Annotated in this window: 10 protein-coding genes; 3 read left to right on the top strand and 7 right to left on the bottom strand. The window is 34.8% G+C overall.

Annotated elements, in window-relative coordinates:
• Positions 1-125 precede the first annotated feature (125 nt).
• Positions 126-1,364, bottom strand: a complete 1,239-nt coding sequence (locus SHI72_RS18205) for a TMEM143 family protein (protein ID WP_323490937.1) — start codon at positions 1,362-1,364, stop codon at positions 126-128.
• A 544-nt stretch (positions 1,365-1,908) separates the two neighbouring features.
• On the opposite strand from SHI72_RS18205, the gene SHI72_RS18200 reads away from it, so the two are divergent.
• The 3 genes from SHI72_RS18200 to SHI72_RS18190 all read left to right on the top strand — a co-directional run bounded on the left by SHI72_RS18200 (position 1,909) and on the right by SHI72_RS18190 (position 5,017).
• Complete coding sequence (locus SHI72_RS18200; RefSeq protein ID WP_086894208.1) at positions 1,909-2,517, top strand: YkgJ family cysteine cluster protein; 609 nt, start codon at positions 1,909-1,911, stop codon at positions 2,515-2,517.
• 500 nt (positions 2,518-3,017) lie between these two features.
• The gene (locus SHI72_RS18195; protein ID WP_039114064.1) at positions 3,018-4,484 is read left to right on the top strand and encodes a glycoside hydrolase family 130 protein; all 1,467 of its coding nucleotides are present in this window, start codon (positions 3,018-3,020) and stop codon (positions 4,482-4,484) included.
• Positions 4,485-4,702: 218 nt separating this feature from the next.
• Complete coding sequence (locus tag SHI72_RS18190) at positions 4,703-5,017, top strand: GIY-YIG nuclease family protein (protein WP_039114063.1); 315 nt, start codon at positions 4,703-4,705, stop codon at positions 5,015-5,017.
• Positions 5,018-5,520: 503 nt separating this feature from the next.
• On the opposite strand, the gene SHI72_RS18185 is transcribed toward SHI72_RS18190, so the two are convergent.
• The 6 genes from SHI72_RS18185 to SHI72_RS18160 form a co-directional block, all read right to left on the bottom strand.
• Positions 5,521-6,525: a N(4)-(beta-N-acetylglucosaminyl)-L-asparaginase gene (locus SHI72_RS18185; protein WP_323490936.1), complete on the bottom strand. Its 1,005-nt coding sequence runs from the start codon at positions 6,523-6,525 to the stop codon at positions 5,521-5,523.
• A 187-nt stretch (positions 6,526-6,712) separates the two neighbouring features.
• On the bottom strand, positions 6,713-7,615 hold the full coding sequence (locus SHI72_RS18180) for an ROK family protein (RefSeq protein ID WP_323490935.1): 903 nt from the start codon (positions 7,613-7,615) through the stop codon (positions 6,713-6,715).
• A 177-nt stretch (positions 7,616-7,792) separates the two neighbouring features.
• Entirely contained in the window at positions 7,793-9,253 is a 1,461-nt protein-coding gene (locus SHI72_RS18175; RefSeq protein ID WP_323490934.1) for a glycoside hydrolase family 125 protein, read from the bottom strand.
• Positions 9,254-9,257: 4 nt separating this feature from the next.
• On the bottom strand, positions 9,258-11,543 hold the full coding sequence (locus SHI72_RS18170; RefSeq protein WP_323490933.1) for a GH92 family glycosyl hydrolase: 2,286 nt from the start codon (positions 11,541-11,543) through the stop codon (positions 9,258-9,260).
• Positions 11,544-11,663: 120 nt separating this feature from the next.
• Entirely contained in the window at positions 11,664-13,940 is a 2,277-nt protein-coding gene (locus SHI72_RS18165) for a GH92 family glycosyl hydrolase (RefSeq protein WP_323490932.1), read from the bottom strand.
• A gap of 228 nt (positions 13,941-14,168) precedes the next feature.
• On the bottom strand, positions 14,169-16,157 hold the full coding sequence (locus SHI72_RS18160; RefSeq protein WP_323490931.1) for a beta-mannosidase: 1,989 nt from the start codon (positions 16,155-16,157) through the stop codon (positions 14,169-14,171).
• Between the last annotated feature and the right edge of the window lie 57 nt (positions 16,158-16,214).

Below are 16,214 nucleotides of genomic sequence, written 5' to 3'. Positions count from 1 at the left end.
TGTCTTTCTGAACGGAGTGAAGAATCTCCATAAGCAGTTCCTCAAACTATGTCGAGTTACTTATGTATCACAATCATTTTACTCGCAAACTAAGCAACCTTTGAACCTCAGTACCTTTGAATCTTTTAAAAAAAAACCTCTGTACCTTTCCTAAAAACACTATTCCACAATTCATCAACCTTAATGAGCGCTTTATCAAGCAAGATAACTTCCCATTTTCCATTTGTTTCTATACCAAGACCAATGTTTTTTAATTTCAACAAAGCATCATTTACATCAAAATCTAAATCAGTATTTAGCTTTGTCATAAACCAAGATTCAATTTGATAATCGAGTTCATCTGCAGTTAAAGGATTCTTACTTCTTTCTAAAAATGCATAAGCCAAGATAGTTTCCTTAAGTACTTCCTCCTCTGATGAGTTTAATAAAGAGTAAAAAGCACCGCTATTATTTCCTAGATTCTTAAAATAAAGACTATCAGAAAGCATCTTAGAATATTTTATCTTCTTATTCACAAAATTGCTATACTGCCTAAATAAATATGCAGATAAAATTCCTAATGCAATTAAACCCTGATTTAGCGAAGCTTTACTATTTAGCAAGTCTAGAGTTTCTCCCGATTTGTATGCAGCATACATACGAATCAATGCCGGAATTACGGTAGTACTCAATAACGAAACACCACCAAAAATACCAGGAACCCACAACAAGAGTTTGTCTGTAGTAGACATCTGCGGGATTGCATTTGGAAATATCGTTTCAAGGTCATTTTTAGGAACGCGCTTAAAGATTTTTAAAACCACAGAACCAGGCTCAATAGGCATTTTTCCTAATTTTACTTTTTTCTCTCTAAGATAATCGGCATCATTATAATTAAGATAAATCATGACACGATCATAATATTCTATCTCAATTTGTTTCTTCCAGAAAATAAATTTAGTTACCTTTTCTTTTGCCTTATGATTGCCTCTAACATATAATTCGTAATCTTTAAAAGCATTAAAATCTATTGCTAAATTTAGACCTATTAAATCTGAATCTTTAAAAGCCTTATCTAACGTTTCCTTCTCAATGCGACTATAATTACCATGTTCCAAAACTGTAACAAGCGTTTCTTTAAAAACAGAAAAGTCACTCTTGCCTATAAAACTTTCACGTTCTTTCGGGCTTAAATCAGGATCGAATAGAGCATAATTTTGTTTTAAATTTCGGTTAAGATTAAAAGCTTCATAATGATAATAGTGCTCTATAATATCGAATAATTTTATAAAATCATCGACCTTTTTTTGGTCTTCACTAAAAGTTGCAATTTGTTGCTCGAGTAAGAACTCCTTGTTAAAGGGAATATAATGTTCTCGGTTCATATAAAATTTGGGGGCTTATTTTAAAGGTTCAAAGGTACAAAGGATTTTTTAAAGGTACTAAGGCTCTGAGGTACTAAGGCCTTAATATGGAAATTACAGGCTGATTTCCTATGTCAAAAACACAAATGAAATTGAAATATAGTATATACACTATATAATTAATTACAATTCTTTTATTCATAAACGAAGCATCCTTTGTCCCTTTGCAACTTAGTACCTCAGAACCTTTCCTAAAAAACCTTTGCTACTCTGCTCCTTTGACCCTTTCTAAATTAAAAAAAACCTCTGAGAGTAACTTGAGAAGCTACTTATACAGATTCTAAGACTATTTCTTTTAGAAACAAATATAATAACTAAAAAAAAACTATTTTATTCATAAACGAAGCTGTCTTTGTCCCTTTACATCTTAGCACCTTAGCACCTTTCCTAAAAAACCTTTGTTCCTTTGCTACTCTGCTCCTTTGCCCCTTTGCCCCTTTCTTAATTTAAAAAAAACACCTAATGTAGCATGAGCCATTTCTATTAGCCTACCTTACACAAAAAAATGGCAATAGAACATAAAGTTCGGCTCGTAGAAGCATTGTTTGACCGCCTTGAAATTGAAATTACTGCTTTTCAATCTGAAACACATATATTTTGTAACGCTGGTTGTGGAAAATGTTGTTCTAAACCTAATATAGAAGCTTCACCACTAGAATTTTTGCCTTGGGCTTTCCATTTGTTTTTGAATGGTATGGCTGAAGAAACTTTAGCAGAATTAAACAATACATCCAACAAAAATTGCCATTTATACCGCCCACTTTCTGTTCTGGAACATCATAAAGGAAAATGTAGCAATTATCGTTATCGAGGTTTAATATGTCGTCTATTTGGTTATGCCGCAAATACCGATAAATACGGAAAACTGCGATTGGCAACCTGCAAAATCATAAAAGAAGAACAACAAGATAACTTTAATACAGCCGAAGAATTGATTAACAAAGGACAGTACGTCCCTATTTTTACAGATTATTATATGCAATTAGCACAAATAGACCTCAAAATGGGAATTACATTGCTCCCAATAAATGAGGCTTTAAAAATGGCCATCGAAGAAGTCTTGCATTATTATGCCTACAGACCATTTCCTGGTGGATTAGAGAATATTGCTTAGTTTTTTTTAGGCATAGAGGTTCTGAGGTACTAAGGTTCAAAAGTTACTTAGTTTGTGATTATCAAAAGATATTTTCAATATATCCGTCTGGTCAGAATTAAAATCTAGTATTTTTTATCTCTTTCTAACGTACTATGGTCTTGCTTTTTGAAAAATTCTATATACTTCTAGACAATAGAAAATAATCAATCCAGAAGATAAAATTTTGAGGTTTATTAATTTCGAACTGCAAGGTAAAATTTTATCTTTCGCTTTAACTTTTTTAAAAATCTTTTTCGGGAACAAATGAAGAGAATTCTATTTTCTACAACAGCATTAACCCTCTAAACCATTCCTTTTGTAAACCAAACACTTACCCTAATTTTATTTATTATTTTTTCGTAAATTTGGAATAATCCCTTTATCAGAAGTTTATACTTCCTAAGATTCCTAGATTTTTAAAGTTGATTTGTTCCAAAATAAATAGCGTTCCTATTTTATTCTAATTAAAACATAAAACTATGCGAGTACCTGTCATCCGAAAAAACATACGATTTATCCCAGATTCCAAAAGAGTTGTTGCCCGATATTTTATGAATGGTGATGAACGGACAATCCAAATGGTTGCGCGCATAATGACACTCGATGAAAAACAAGTCGTAGAAACCTTAGAACATACACTTCGTGAATTTGCAAGACGTCACCGAAATATTTCAAGCATCTTTCTTAAACATTCCGGAAAAATAAGAGGTATAATCGAAGGGATGAAAATAGACTATGAAACCATGTCTCTCGACCGAAAAATGCTTATAGGTTCTTACTGCACGATGGAATATGCTATTGAATCGGCTGCTATTTTCAACCCATCTATTGTTGAAGATTTAGATCAATCGGATCTTCAAATTGGCGAAAAACGAGTTATTATTTCATTCCGTGCCACAGGCGAAGGACATATTTCGTCAATTGTTTTTAGGAGAGGAATTCTCGATAAAGATAACAACCTCCAAGTAATGAAAATTGGGCATAATATCGATAAAGCCGAGATTGAGCACAAAAGCCTATACAATAAAGAACGATTCCTCTTAAAATTGTCCGAAATGCATACGCATGACAAATACATAGCGCAAATCATGCAGGATTTGCCTAATGAATTTGAGTATGCTGTATTAAAAAGTATGGTAAATATCGCATTAAGCGATCCATCAATTCGTCAGGAAAGGAGAACAGCGCTCGAAGAAATAATTTGGTTAGCCGATTCTTTTTATGATTTGCAATTCAAACACGACTCCGATATTACCGAACGCGTTATATTCCCGATATCTGACTCTGAAAGCAAAGGAATCGAAGATGCTCGTTTTGTACGTTTTGTAGATGATGATGGCTCCAATCGGGTTATGGCAACTTATACAGCTTATAATGGGCATACCATACTCCCAAAACTTATTTCTACCGAAGACTTTTATACCTTTAGGGTAATGCCTCTGCATGGCGCTGGTGCGCAAAATAAAAACCTGGCGTTATTTCCCCGAAAAATAAAAGGCAAATATGCCATGCTTTCCCGTATCGATGGCGTAAACAATTACATCATGTATTCCGACAGAGCCACACAATGGGACAATCCTATCCTACTCCAAGAACCACGTTATACTTGGGAATTTACACAAATAGGAAACTGCGGATCTCCACTCTGGACCCAAGAAGGCTGGCTTGTTATAACCCACGGTGTAGGCGCTATGAGACGTTATTGTATAGGCGCATCGTTATTTGACCTTGACGACCCATCCAAAGAAATCGGAAGACTTAAAGAACCACTACTTTCGCCACTCGAAGATGAGCGAGAAGGTTATGTACCCAATGTTGTGTATTCCTGTGGTGCAATCATCCACAACAACAGCTTAATATTGCCCTATGCCGTATCCGATTATTCATCGACATACGCCATAGTCGATATGGTAGAATTAATAACTGCTTTAAAAGACAGTAAATAATAATCTGAATTTGGAACAGCACGATTATCCTCAGTCTTGTCTCCCTGAGGAACGAAGGGTCCCCACTAGTGGCTCGACAAACATTATGGAGTTTCTTGTGGAGATTGCTTCTCCAGTTCGCTATCGCTCGTGTCTTCCTGCGTCAGAAAGACAAGATTGGGAAAATAAAAAACATAAGTTTTAACTTACTTTATTTAAAAAAGCATTAATTTCGTTTAATGCAACCAAATGAAGGATACCACACTTATTATATCTACATAATTACAAACAAAGCAAAAACTGTTTTGTATACTGGAGTCACAAATAATTTAAAAATTAGATTAGGACAACATAAAGAAAATATTTTAGTGGGTAATAAAACTTTTGCGTCTAAATATGATGTCCATTTTTTACTTTATTTTGAGAAATTTACTTGGATTCAGGAAGCAATTGCAAGAGAAAAAGAAATAAAAGGATGGAAAAGAGATAAAAAAATACAACTTATAAAATCAATAAATCCTGATTTGAATTTCTTAGATTACTTATTTGAATAGTTTTTAATTACTCAATTGTGCAATTCTTTCGATACAGTCTTCTGGCAATCTTGTCACCCTGAGGAACGAAGGGTCTCCGCTAGTAGCTCGACAAAGATTATGGAATTCCTTCTGGAAATTGTTTCGCCAGTTCGCTATCGTTCATGTCTTCCTGCGTCAGAAAGACAAGATTGTCGACACTACAATTACACAAAGAAACTCCACAATCTTGTCTCCCTGAGGAACGAAGGGTCTCCGCTAGTAGCTCGACAAAGATTATGGAATTCCTTCTAGAAATTGCTTCGCCAGTTCGCTATCGTTCATGTCTTCCTTCGTCAGAAAGACAAGATTGTCGACACCACAATTACACAAAGAAACTCCACAAACTTGTCTCTCTGAGGAACGAAGGGTCTCCGCTAGTAGCTCGACAAAGATTACAGAATCTCTTGTGGAGATTCTTCTCCCGAAACCTCGGGATAAAAAAGACAAGATTGGGGATAAAACAAAAAAATTACTTCAAAAAATTACTTCAAAAAATAATCGGCATCGATTAATCGGTTGCCAGTATCGTCATAAACAGCATAATTAAAACCGCCCTGAATACAATACGAGCCATATTCTCCCACTTTATTCAAAGCGATAAAACCTACTTGAATATCTTTTAAATCTTTGTTTCTGTTCTTGGTTAGTTTTACGATTCTGGCTACGGCTTCTTCGCAGGCTTTTTGAGGTGATTTTCCTTGACGCATTAATTCAACAACAAGGTGACAACCCGAAATCCTTATTACTTCTTCGCCGTGACCTGTGGCTGTAGCGGCTCCAATTTCGTTATCAACATATAAACCCGCTCCTATAATTGGAGAATCTCCTAAGCGTCCATGCATTTTAAAAGCCATTCCGCTTGTAGTACACGCACCCGAAAGATTTCCGTTGGCATCCAGAGCAATCATCCCGATTGTATCGTGATTTTCGATATTAGCAATTGGTTTGTATTTACTGTCTTTCAGCCATTCTTTCCATTCTTTTTCGGACTCTTCTGTTAGTAGATTTTCTTTTTTGAAACCTTGTGTTAATGCAAATTGCAAAGCTCCATCTCCAACCAACATTACGTGTGGTGTTTTTTCCATTACCGCTCTTGCAACTGATATGGGATGTTTAATATATTCTAAACAAGCAACAGAACCTATGTTGGCATTTTCATCCATAATACAGGCATCGAGTGTTACACGACCATCTCTATCAGGACGTCCGCCATAACCTACGCTTCGCTCTTTGGGGTCGCCTTCGGGAATTTTAACTCCTGCTTCGACAGCGTCCAGAGCACTTCCTTTGCTTTTTAAAACTTCCCAAGCAGCTTCGTTTGCAGGAATTCCAAACTTCCAAGTAGAAAGTACAATTGGCTTTTTTCCTTTTTTAGAAACTACAACTTTTTCTTCTTCAGATGCATCTGAATTAAAAGATTGCAATGCTACAGCAACTGAAGCTATTGCTGCTGTTTTTATAAAATTTCTGCGGTTTGAGTTTGTCATATTAAATATTTTTAAACCATATAAAGTTATATAAGATCATTTAAGTGGGCTGTTTATAGCAACTCAAAATTAAATCATATAAGTAATATTTAGAACATTTACAGTTATTTATAGCTACTAAAAAATTTAAACCAAGTTATCAAAAATTCTTTTACATGAACTTATATAACTTATATGGTTTAACTTATTAAGCTTTATAAAGCAAACTTGTCGCTCCTAATAAAGCTGCAATTTCATTATCTATAGAAATAGAAACATCGACTTTACTTCCTGCTTCTTTTATTTTTTTAATGAAAGCAGGCAAGAAAAACTCACTTGCATTTGCTATTTTTCCTCCAATGATAAAACTATCAGCAGAGAATTTTTCTAACCACGGAATAACAATCGCAGCTAAATCTTCTCCCATTTCTTCGAATACTTTTATCGCCATTTCATCTTCGGCTTTAGCCAAATTAAAAAGCTCTAATCCGTTGTTGAGTTTTTTTCCGCTTAAAGCGAAATAACCAGCTATAAGTCCTCGTGCCGAAACATAATCTTCTGCTATTCCATCTTTATATGGTTGGTCATATATTTCGCCATCTTTAGGAACTAAATCCCCTGTACAAATCGATTCTCCTTTATCTATAAAACAAGCTCCAAGTCCTGTACCAAGTGTGATTGCCATTACTTTTTTAGAAAGATTATCTGAATCTTTAAAGACTTCGCCTTTACCAAAACATACCGCATCATTTTCAAAAAGAATCGGAAAATCTGTCGAAAGATTTAATTTATCCTGAAATAAATCACGAACGTTTAATCCGTAAAAATGCTCGTATTTAGATTGTCCTTTTATCCAACAAACTCCATTAATATAATCAAACGGACCTGGCATACAAATGGCTAATCCTGTCGGTTTTTCTACTTTAGAAGTTTCTATAGAAGTTCTAATTGCTTTTTCCCAAATAGTCATCACTTCTTCTACCGGCAAATTAGAGTCAAATGATTCTTTATGCAGCGAAAAATCAATCACTTTCATGCTTACTATATCTATAATTGCTGCGGTAATATGTGTGCCCCCAATGTCTAATCCAACGGCATATTCTTTATTCATTCTTGTTTTTTTTTGGAATTGAACCATTAAGAGATTAAGATTTTTTTACCATTAAGAGATTAAGCTTATTAAGTATTGTTGCTTAATTTTTCTTAATTTCTTAATGGTAAATATTCTCTCGATTTAAAAAAATAAGTTTTTTTAAATCTCTTAATGGTAAATATATTTTTTAGTTTTTTAAATGTTTTTGTCTTTTAAAATTTGTGGATAATGAATGCTTGTATGTACTATCATTTCTCCAAATAGTGTATTTGCCCAAGCAAACCATTTTCGGGTAAACTTAGTAACATCGTCTTTATGAAATGACTCGTGCATGAATCCTGTATCGGCATTTGTTTTTATCAAATTACTAATACACGCTTTTATCTCTTTTTCGTCGACACTGGTAATGGCTCTCAAAACAATACTCATAGGCCAGATGGTATCTGTTCCTGTATGTGGTCCTCCAACCCCTTCGCCTGCTTTTCCTTTATAGAAAAATGGATTGTTTTCTGAAAGTACCACTTTACGCGTATTCAAATATAACGGACTATCTGGCTCAATAGCTCCTAAATATGGTAATGATAATAATGAAGGTACATTGGCATCATCCATCATATGGAAACTTCCGTAACCATTAACCTCAAAAGCAATAATTTTTCCGAATTTTGGATGTTCGATGATTCCGTTTTCTTCTAATCCTTTCTGAACTTGTCCTTGTAATTCTTTGGCTTTAGCCACTAAATCATTGTCTTTTAATGCTGGCAAAGAGAAAATTTCCTGAAGATATCCAAGCACTTCGATAGCAAACATATTACTCGGAATTAAATATCCAAACAAGGTACTATCATCACTTGGTCTGAAAGTTGAAACGATTAATCCGCATGGTTTTACAGGATATCCGTAACCACTTAATGGTACACCATCGGTAGCCCAAGCAGTTACTCTCTGGAAATTATATCGCCCTTTATCTGTCCAGCGTTGTTGCTCTTTAAAAGTTTGCAATACCAAAAGCATGGCTTCTTTCCACTTACTGTCAAATAAACTAATATCTCCAGTTTCTTTCCAATATCCGTGCGCCAATCGTATTGGGTAACATAAACTGTCGATCTCCCATTTGCGCTCGTGGATTCCAGGTTGCATTTTGGTCATATCATTTTTCCACTCACTTACCTGATTAAAATCTTTGTAAAAAGCATTTGCATAAGGATCAAGCAAAATACATTTTGTCTGACGGTTGATTACTCCTTTTACTAATTCTGCCAGTTTTTTATCTTCTTTAACAAAAGGAATATACGGCCAGATTTGCGCTGTACTATCACGCAACCACATGGCATCTATATCTCCTGTGATAACATACGTATCTGGTTTTCCGTCGATGATTTCAAAATCGACAGTTGTGTCTAATGTATTTGGGAAACAATTTTCAAACAACCAAGCTAATTCTGGATTTGCAATTTGTTTTTTGATTCTTACAATTGCTGCTTCAACAGCTTTACTTGTAAATTTTCTTTCTGCTAAAGGTGGTCTTTTGGTAATAAAATCTTTTAATGCAAAATTGAAAGCATCAGATTGCATTCCGAAAACATCAGATTGAAGTGCCAATAATCCTGCTGAAAAAATCCCTGTGTTTTTTATAAATTTTCTACGTGATTGCATAGTATTATTTTGAAGTTGAATAAGAATATGGATAGGCACTTGCTGAAGTTCCTCTTTGTAAATTAGGTTTGCTGGTCATGTCAAAATTTAATTCACCACCTTTTAATACATCAAAATGATTGATATAATTTTTGGTGTGAGTTGCATTATTCCATTTTAAATCCTGAACATATTTATTAGTTTCAGAATTATTTGGAGCATTTATAATAAGCTCCTTTCCGTTTTCTAACTGTAATGTTACTTTTTTAAATAATGGTGCTCCCAGAACATATTCGTCTGTTCCCGGGCAAACTGGATAGAATCCCATTGCTGAGAAAACATACCAAGCCGAAGTTTGTCCGTTATCCTCGTCTCCGCAATATCCATCTGGAGTTGGTTTATACAAACGGTTCATTACTTCTCTTGACCAATGTTGTGTTTTCCAAGGTTCGCCAGCATAATTATACAAATAAATCATATGCTGAATTGGCTGATTTCCGTGTGCATATTGTCCCATATTCATGATTTGCATTTCGCGGATTTCATGAATAACTGCTCCATAATAACTATCATCAAAAACTGGTGGAGTGGTAAAAACTGCATCTAATTTGGCTGTAAATTTTTTCTCGCCTCCCATTAAATCAATCAAACCATTTATGTCGTGAAATACACTCCAGCTGTAATGCCAAGCATTTCCTTCGGTAAAAGCATCTCCCCATTTAAACGGATTGAAATTTTTAGGGAAACTTCCGTCTTTATTTCTACCGCTCATTAATCCGATTTCTGGATTATAAAGTTTTTTATAATTCATCATTCGTTTTTCGAATAAACTAATTTCTTTTTTCGGACGGTTTAGGGCTTTCGCCAATTTCCAAATCGTGAAATCATCATAAGCATATTCTAATGTTCTTGCTGCATTTTCGTTGATTTTTACATCATAAGGTACATATCCTAAAGTGTTGTAATACTCCACTCCTTTTCTTCCTACAGCTTCTAACGGACCTTCGTTATTGGCTCCATGCAACAAGGCTTCGTATAATTTATTGATATCATAACCACGCAATCCTTTGATATAAGCATCAGAAACTACAGATGCCGAATTGTTTCCTACCATTACGTTTCTAAACCCTGGACTTGACCATTCTGGCAAGAATCCGCCTTCTTTATAATCGTTGATTAATCCTTCTTGCATTTCTTTGTTTATAGAAGGATAAACTAAATTAAGCAAAGGATATAAAGCACGGAATGTATCCCAAAATCCTGTTCCTGCATACATATAACCCGGTAATACTTTGCCATTATAAGGGCTATAATGTACAATTTCTCCCTTAGCATCTATTTCGTATTGCTTTTGCGGAAAACAAACGGTGCGGTATAAACTTGAATAAAAAGTTTTAAGTTGTTCTTCACTACCTCCTTCGGCATTTAGTTTTCCCAGAACTTTATTCCATTCTTGTTTAGATTCGGCTACTGTTTCATCAAAAGATGCTTTTCCTAACTCGTTATTCAAATTTAATTCGGCTTGCTCTATACTGATAAAAGATGATGATACTTTTACATTTACTTTCTCGCCTTTTTTGGTTTTAAATCCAACTATTGCGCCTACATGATTATCTTTTAATTCTAGTTTGTCTTTTTCCAGAACTTTATCATGCCATGTATAATTTGTTGCAAATGGTTTATCGAATTGTAATACAAAATAGTTTTTGAAATTCTCTGGAACTCCTCCACTATTGCGAGTTGTATATCCTATAATTTTATTTTCTGATGGAATTATTTTGATATAAGAACCTTTGTCGAATGCATCGATTACAATAGAAGATTGCTCATTTTCTGGGAATGTAATCTGAAAATGTGCTGCTCTTTCGGTTGCTGTAATTTCGGTTGTAACATCATAATCGGCTAGATATACGCTGTAATAATAGGGCTTTGAAACCTCGGCTTTGTGGCTAAACCAACTTCCTCTTTCATCTTCTGTAAAAGCTAATTTTCCTGTTACTGGCATGATCGAAAACTGCCCGTAATCATTCATCCAAGGCGAAGGTTGATGTGTTTGTTTAAACCCTCTAATCTTTTCGGCTGTGTAAACATACGCCCATCCGTCACCCATTTTTCCTGTTTGTGGTGTCCAGAAATTCATTCCCCAAGGTCGGCAAATTGCAGGATACGTATTTCCGTTAGAAAGGCTATGCAAAGATTGTGTTCCCATTAAAGGATTAACATATTCTACCGGATCTAACGTTTTAACTTGGGCATTTACGAAAACGCAACATTGCATTATCCCTAAAAAAATTAAACTCTTTATTTTCATATTTTATTTTTTTTGCTTTAGGCTTTAAGCTATAGGGTTTAGGCTAAAAACTGTGACTATAAACTGCGACTAAAATCTTCTGACTTCTTAAATCTAAAATCTATATTCTAAAATCTAAAATTAAATAGGTCTGTCTTCTTTCTTCACTCCAAACGTCGTTGAAGGCTTACTTCCCATATACAATTTTAATTCTCCTCCTTTTACAATCATATCGTGTGTGATGTATGATTTTGTGTATGGTTTTCCGTTGTACTCGGCTTTTTGGATATAGATATTGGTTTTGCTATTGTCTATTGCTTTTAATGTAAATGAAATTCCTTCTTTATGATGGATTGTCGCTGTGTTTACTAATGGACTTCCTAAAACATAAATTCCGTTTGCTGGATTAACAGAATAGAATCCCATTGATGAGAATACATACCAAGCCGACATTTGTCCTAAATCCTCATTCCCGCATAATCCATCTGGTTTTGTCGAGTAAAATTTATCATCGATTTCACGGATTAGTTTTGCGGTTTTCCAAGGTTGTCCTGCGTATGCATACAAATATGGAATATGATGGTTTGGCTCGTTTCCTTGCGCATATTGACCAATTAATCCGCTGATATCTGGTGAAATCTCTTCGCCTTCTACTTTATCTGTTATCAGAAAAAGTGAATCTAATTTGGCTAAAAATTTATCTTCGCTTCCAAACAATTCTATTAATCCGTAAGGGTCTTGCGGAACTAACCATGTGTATTGCCATGCATTTCCCTCTACATAATCATCTTTACGATGTGCTGATGAAAGTGGGTTGAATGGCGTTCTCCAATTTCCATCGGTTAATTTCCCTCTCATGAATGTAGTTTCTTTATCGAAATACAATTTGTACAAATTGGCTCTTTTTGAGAAATAATTATAGTCATCGGTTTTGTCTAATGATTTTGCCATTAGTGCCACACAATAATCATCAATAGCATATTCTAGAGCATTTCCAACTGATTCTAATACTTTATCGGCTGGAATATATTCTAGTTTCTGAACATAATCCATTCCGTCACGAGTTTGCATCGCTGTTTTTTTGATAGCTTCATATGCCAATGTGGTATCGTAATCTCTATACCCTTTCATGTAAGCATCAACAATAACTGCAATCGAATGATTCCCATTCATTGTATTGGTTTCATTCCCCATTAAATGCCAAACTGGTAATCGCCCTTGTTGCTCGTAGATTGCTAGAAATGACTTAACGATATCATTAATTTTATCGGGTTGCGTAATGGTATATAATGGATGTAAACCACGGTAGGTATCCCAAAGTGAAAAAGTCGTATAATTGGTAAAACCTGCTTTTTCGTATACTTTTTTATCGGTTCCTCTGTAATCTCCGTTTACATCATTAAAAATTGATGGCGCAAACATGGTATGATATAAGGCTGTATAAAAAACTTTTGTCGTTTTATCATCTGCTTTTATCTGAATTTTATTTAATTCTTTATTCCATTTTGAAGTCGCTTCTTTTGCTACAGCATTAAAATCCCAACCCGGAATCTCGGCTTTTATATTCGCAGCAGCGTTCTCATAACTTACTGGAGAAATCCCAACTTTTACTAAAACTTGTTTATTTTTTAAAGCTTTAAAATCTAAAACCGCTTTCATACGTACTGCTTCGCCTTCGTTTCCTGGAACTGGAGTTGTATTATCATATAAAGCTATATTTGAAATTGGCTCAGAGAATTCCATTGTAAAGAAAATACGTTGATCTGCAGCCCAACCCGCAGAATATCTATATCCTACAAGTGTTGTTTCGTTTATTTTTTTTATGAATGTTTTTACGGGTTTATCCCATCCCACACCATCGGCTAGATCTAATAAAACGTGATTATCTGTAGTGGTATTAAATGTGTATTTATGAAAACCTACTCTTTCGCTTGCTGTTAGCTCTGCTTTAATTTTGTATTTATCAAGAATAACGCTGTAATACCCTGCTTTGGTTACTTCGTTTTTATGAGAGAAATATGAGCCATAACCTGTTGCCATATCTTCTTTTGTTCCTTTTGTAAGTGGAACTTTTCCTGATACTGGCAACAACAGAATATCGTTTAAATCTCCAATTCCTGTTCCGCTTAAATGTGTGTGAGTGAATCCTAATATGGTATTACTTGCGTAGTTGTATCCGCTGCACCAATCCCAACCTTCAAAAACATTTACGGGTCCTAGTTGTACAGCTCCAAAAGGAACATTCGCTCCAACAAATACGTGTCCGTGTCCCGCTGATCCTATTAATGGATTTACATATTGGGTGTAATCTATACTTGTTTGTTTTGCTTTCTTTTCCTGTGAAATTACTGGATTAGCAAAAAATAGATTTAAAGCTACAATACTGCTAAAAGCTATTTTGTTATATATTTTAAACATATTTTATTTTTTTATTTGACTTGTGTAATGGCACGCGGATGACACGGATTAAACAGATTTACGCGGATATTTTTTTAATCTTTGAACATAAAAATTTAACCGCAAAGAGCACAAGGGTTTACGCAGAGTTCGCAAAGTAGACGCACTGCGGTGCGTCTCTACAGAAAACCTATGAACCTTTTTTTATTCACAATAAAAGAAACCTTAGCACCTCAGAACCTTAGTGCCTTAGTACCTTCCTAAAACATCATATAGTGAATATACTCTAACCTCTGGCTTAGTTATTTTCCCTTCAAATGTAATTGTTCTTTCTTCTCCAGCTTTTAAGTCGATGTAGTTATCGCTCCATTTGCCAGTGTATCCTTTTATGGAAACATTTACATATTTAGCAAATTTTGATGCTTTTAGAGTCAGTTTGTTTCCTTGTACTTTCCAAGTGATTTTTGGGTCTTCGAGTTTTAAATCTATCGGACGGGTCAAATCAATTGTTGGAGTTATATCATCTCTGTAAGCTTCTTTCATAGCGTACCAAGCAGCTTTGGGTTGTCGATCATAATAATCGGTTACGCTCCAACTTGCTACTGGCCAACAATCATTAAGTTGCCAAACCAATGTTCCCATATTGTAAGGCGCTTTAGAGCGGTGAATTCCGATGATGTTTTTAAGTGAATAATATTGTAAACACTGTGTGAGGTACGTATAATCCTCAACATTCATTTTCTTTATTTTGGTCGAATCAATGAAATATCTATTCAAATAAGAATCTAATTTCATAAATCCTTTTCCTGCCTTTTGATGTGCTTGCAGAATATCTGAATATAAATATCGGTCTTCTGGCAAAGTAAATTTCTCGATAGAAGAATAATTTGGCATTGCCTGCATTCCGTATTCACTCACAAAACGTCCTGTTTTTTTCTGTACTGCTTCTATATCTTCTAATCCCCACCAAGTTCCCCAATAATGGCTATCTCCTTCGGTAATACTTTTTTCTTTTGACCAATGAAATAATGGTGATGAACTAATGTATGGTCTTTTATTATCGACTTCTTTTACCCATTTTGGAATACTATCCTGAAACAAACGAACATAATCTTTCCATAAACGTGTCGAATCTTGTTTGGACATATTCATGCTTTTTTGCCAACCCCAGTTTTTAAATGCTTCGTCGGCTTCGTTATTTCCGCACCACAATACAATACTCGGATGGTGACGCAAACGCTTTACTTGGTATTGCACTTCTTTTTTTACATTGTCAAAAAAAGCATCATCTCCTGGTACCATAGTTCCTGCGAACATAAAATCTTGCCAAACATTGATTCCGTATTTATCGCATAAGTCATAAAAATAATCATCTTCATAAACTCCTCCGCCCCAAATACGCAGCATATTCATATTGGCATCTTTTGCCATACCAACTACTTTCTCGTATTCTTTTTTGGTTACTCTAGAAAGAAAAGCATCCGAAGGAATATAGTTGGCTCCTTTCATATAAACAGGCTTTCCGTCGATTTTAAAGTAAAATGATTTACCTAAACTGTCTGGTTGTTGTACCAACTCGATCTTACGATTAAGCACATACGGTTTCTCAGGCGTTTTTTCATCGTAAGCTTCTAATCGTGGTGTTTTCCATATTCCGCAAGTAGTGAATTTTGGTCCCCAATCCCATCCAAAATGGTACTGCGCTTTACGTACATAAGCACGAGGATTGTCTGGAATCACAAATGGTAAATCTTTCTTAGCAAGTGAATCAACTACATTTTGCGCCGATTTAAATACGATTACCAAATCATTATTACCCGATTTGATTATTTTTTTTACATCAACTCTCCATTGGCGGAACATATTATCAGCTTTTAAAACCAATTGATTGTTCAGGTAAACTGTTGCGTAAGTATCTAATCCGTCAAAAACTAGTTCTGCATTCTTTTTGCTAAAAGTTGCTGGCGTAACCTGAAAGGTCGTTTTATACTCCCAATCTTTCTTTTCTATCCATTCTAGTTTTTTCTCATTGTCCCTATAAAATGGGTCTGGGATTAATTTGTTGTTTAACAAATCGGTATGAATTTCTCCAGGAACTGTTGCTGGATACCACTTTGTGGTTTTGGTTTCCCGATATTGCCAATCTTTTTTTATATCTATATTTTGAGCATTTACTGCAAATGAAAAATTTGCAAGACATATGCCGACAAACCAATAAAAGCTTTTTTTACATTCCATTTTTACTGAGTAATAAAATTATTATTTATGTCTAATTTTTAAGTATGCTTTTTGCAA

This window comes from Flavobacterium sp. PL02, from assembly GCF_035013205.1.
Taxonomy (GTDB): Bacteria; Bacteroidota; Bacteroidia; order Flavobacteriales; family Flavobacteriaceae; genus Flavobacterium.
This window is presented reverse-complemented; position numbering and strand designations above follow the sequence as displayed.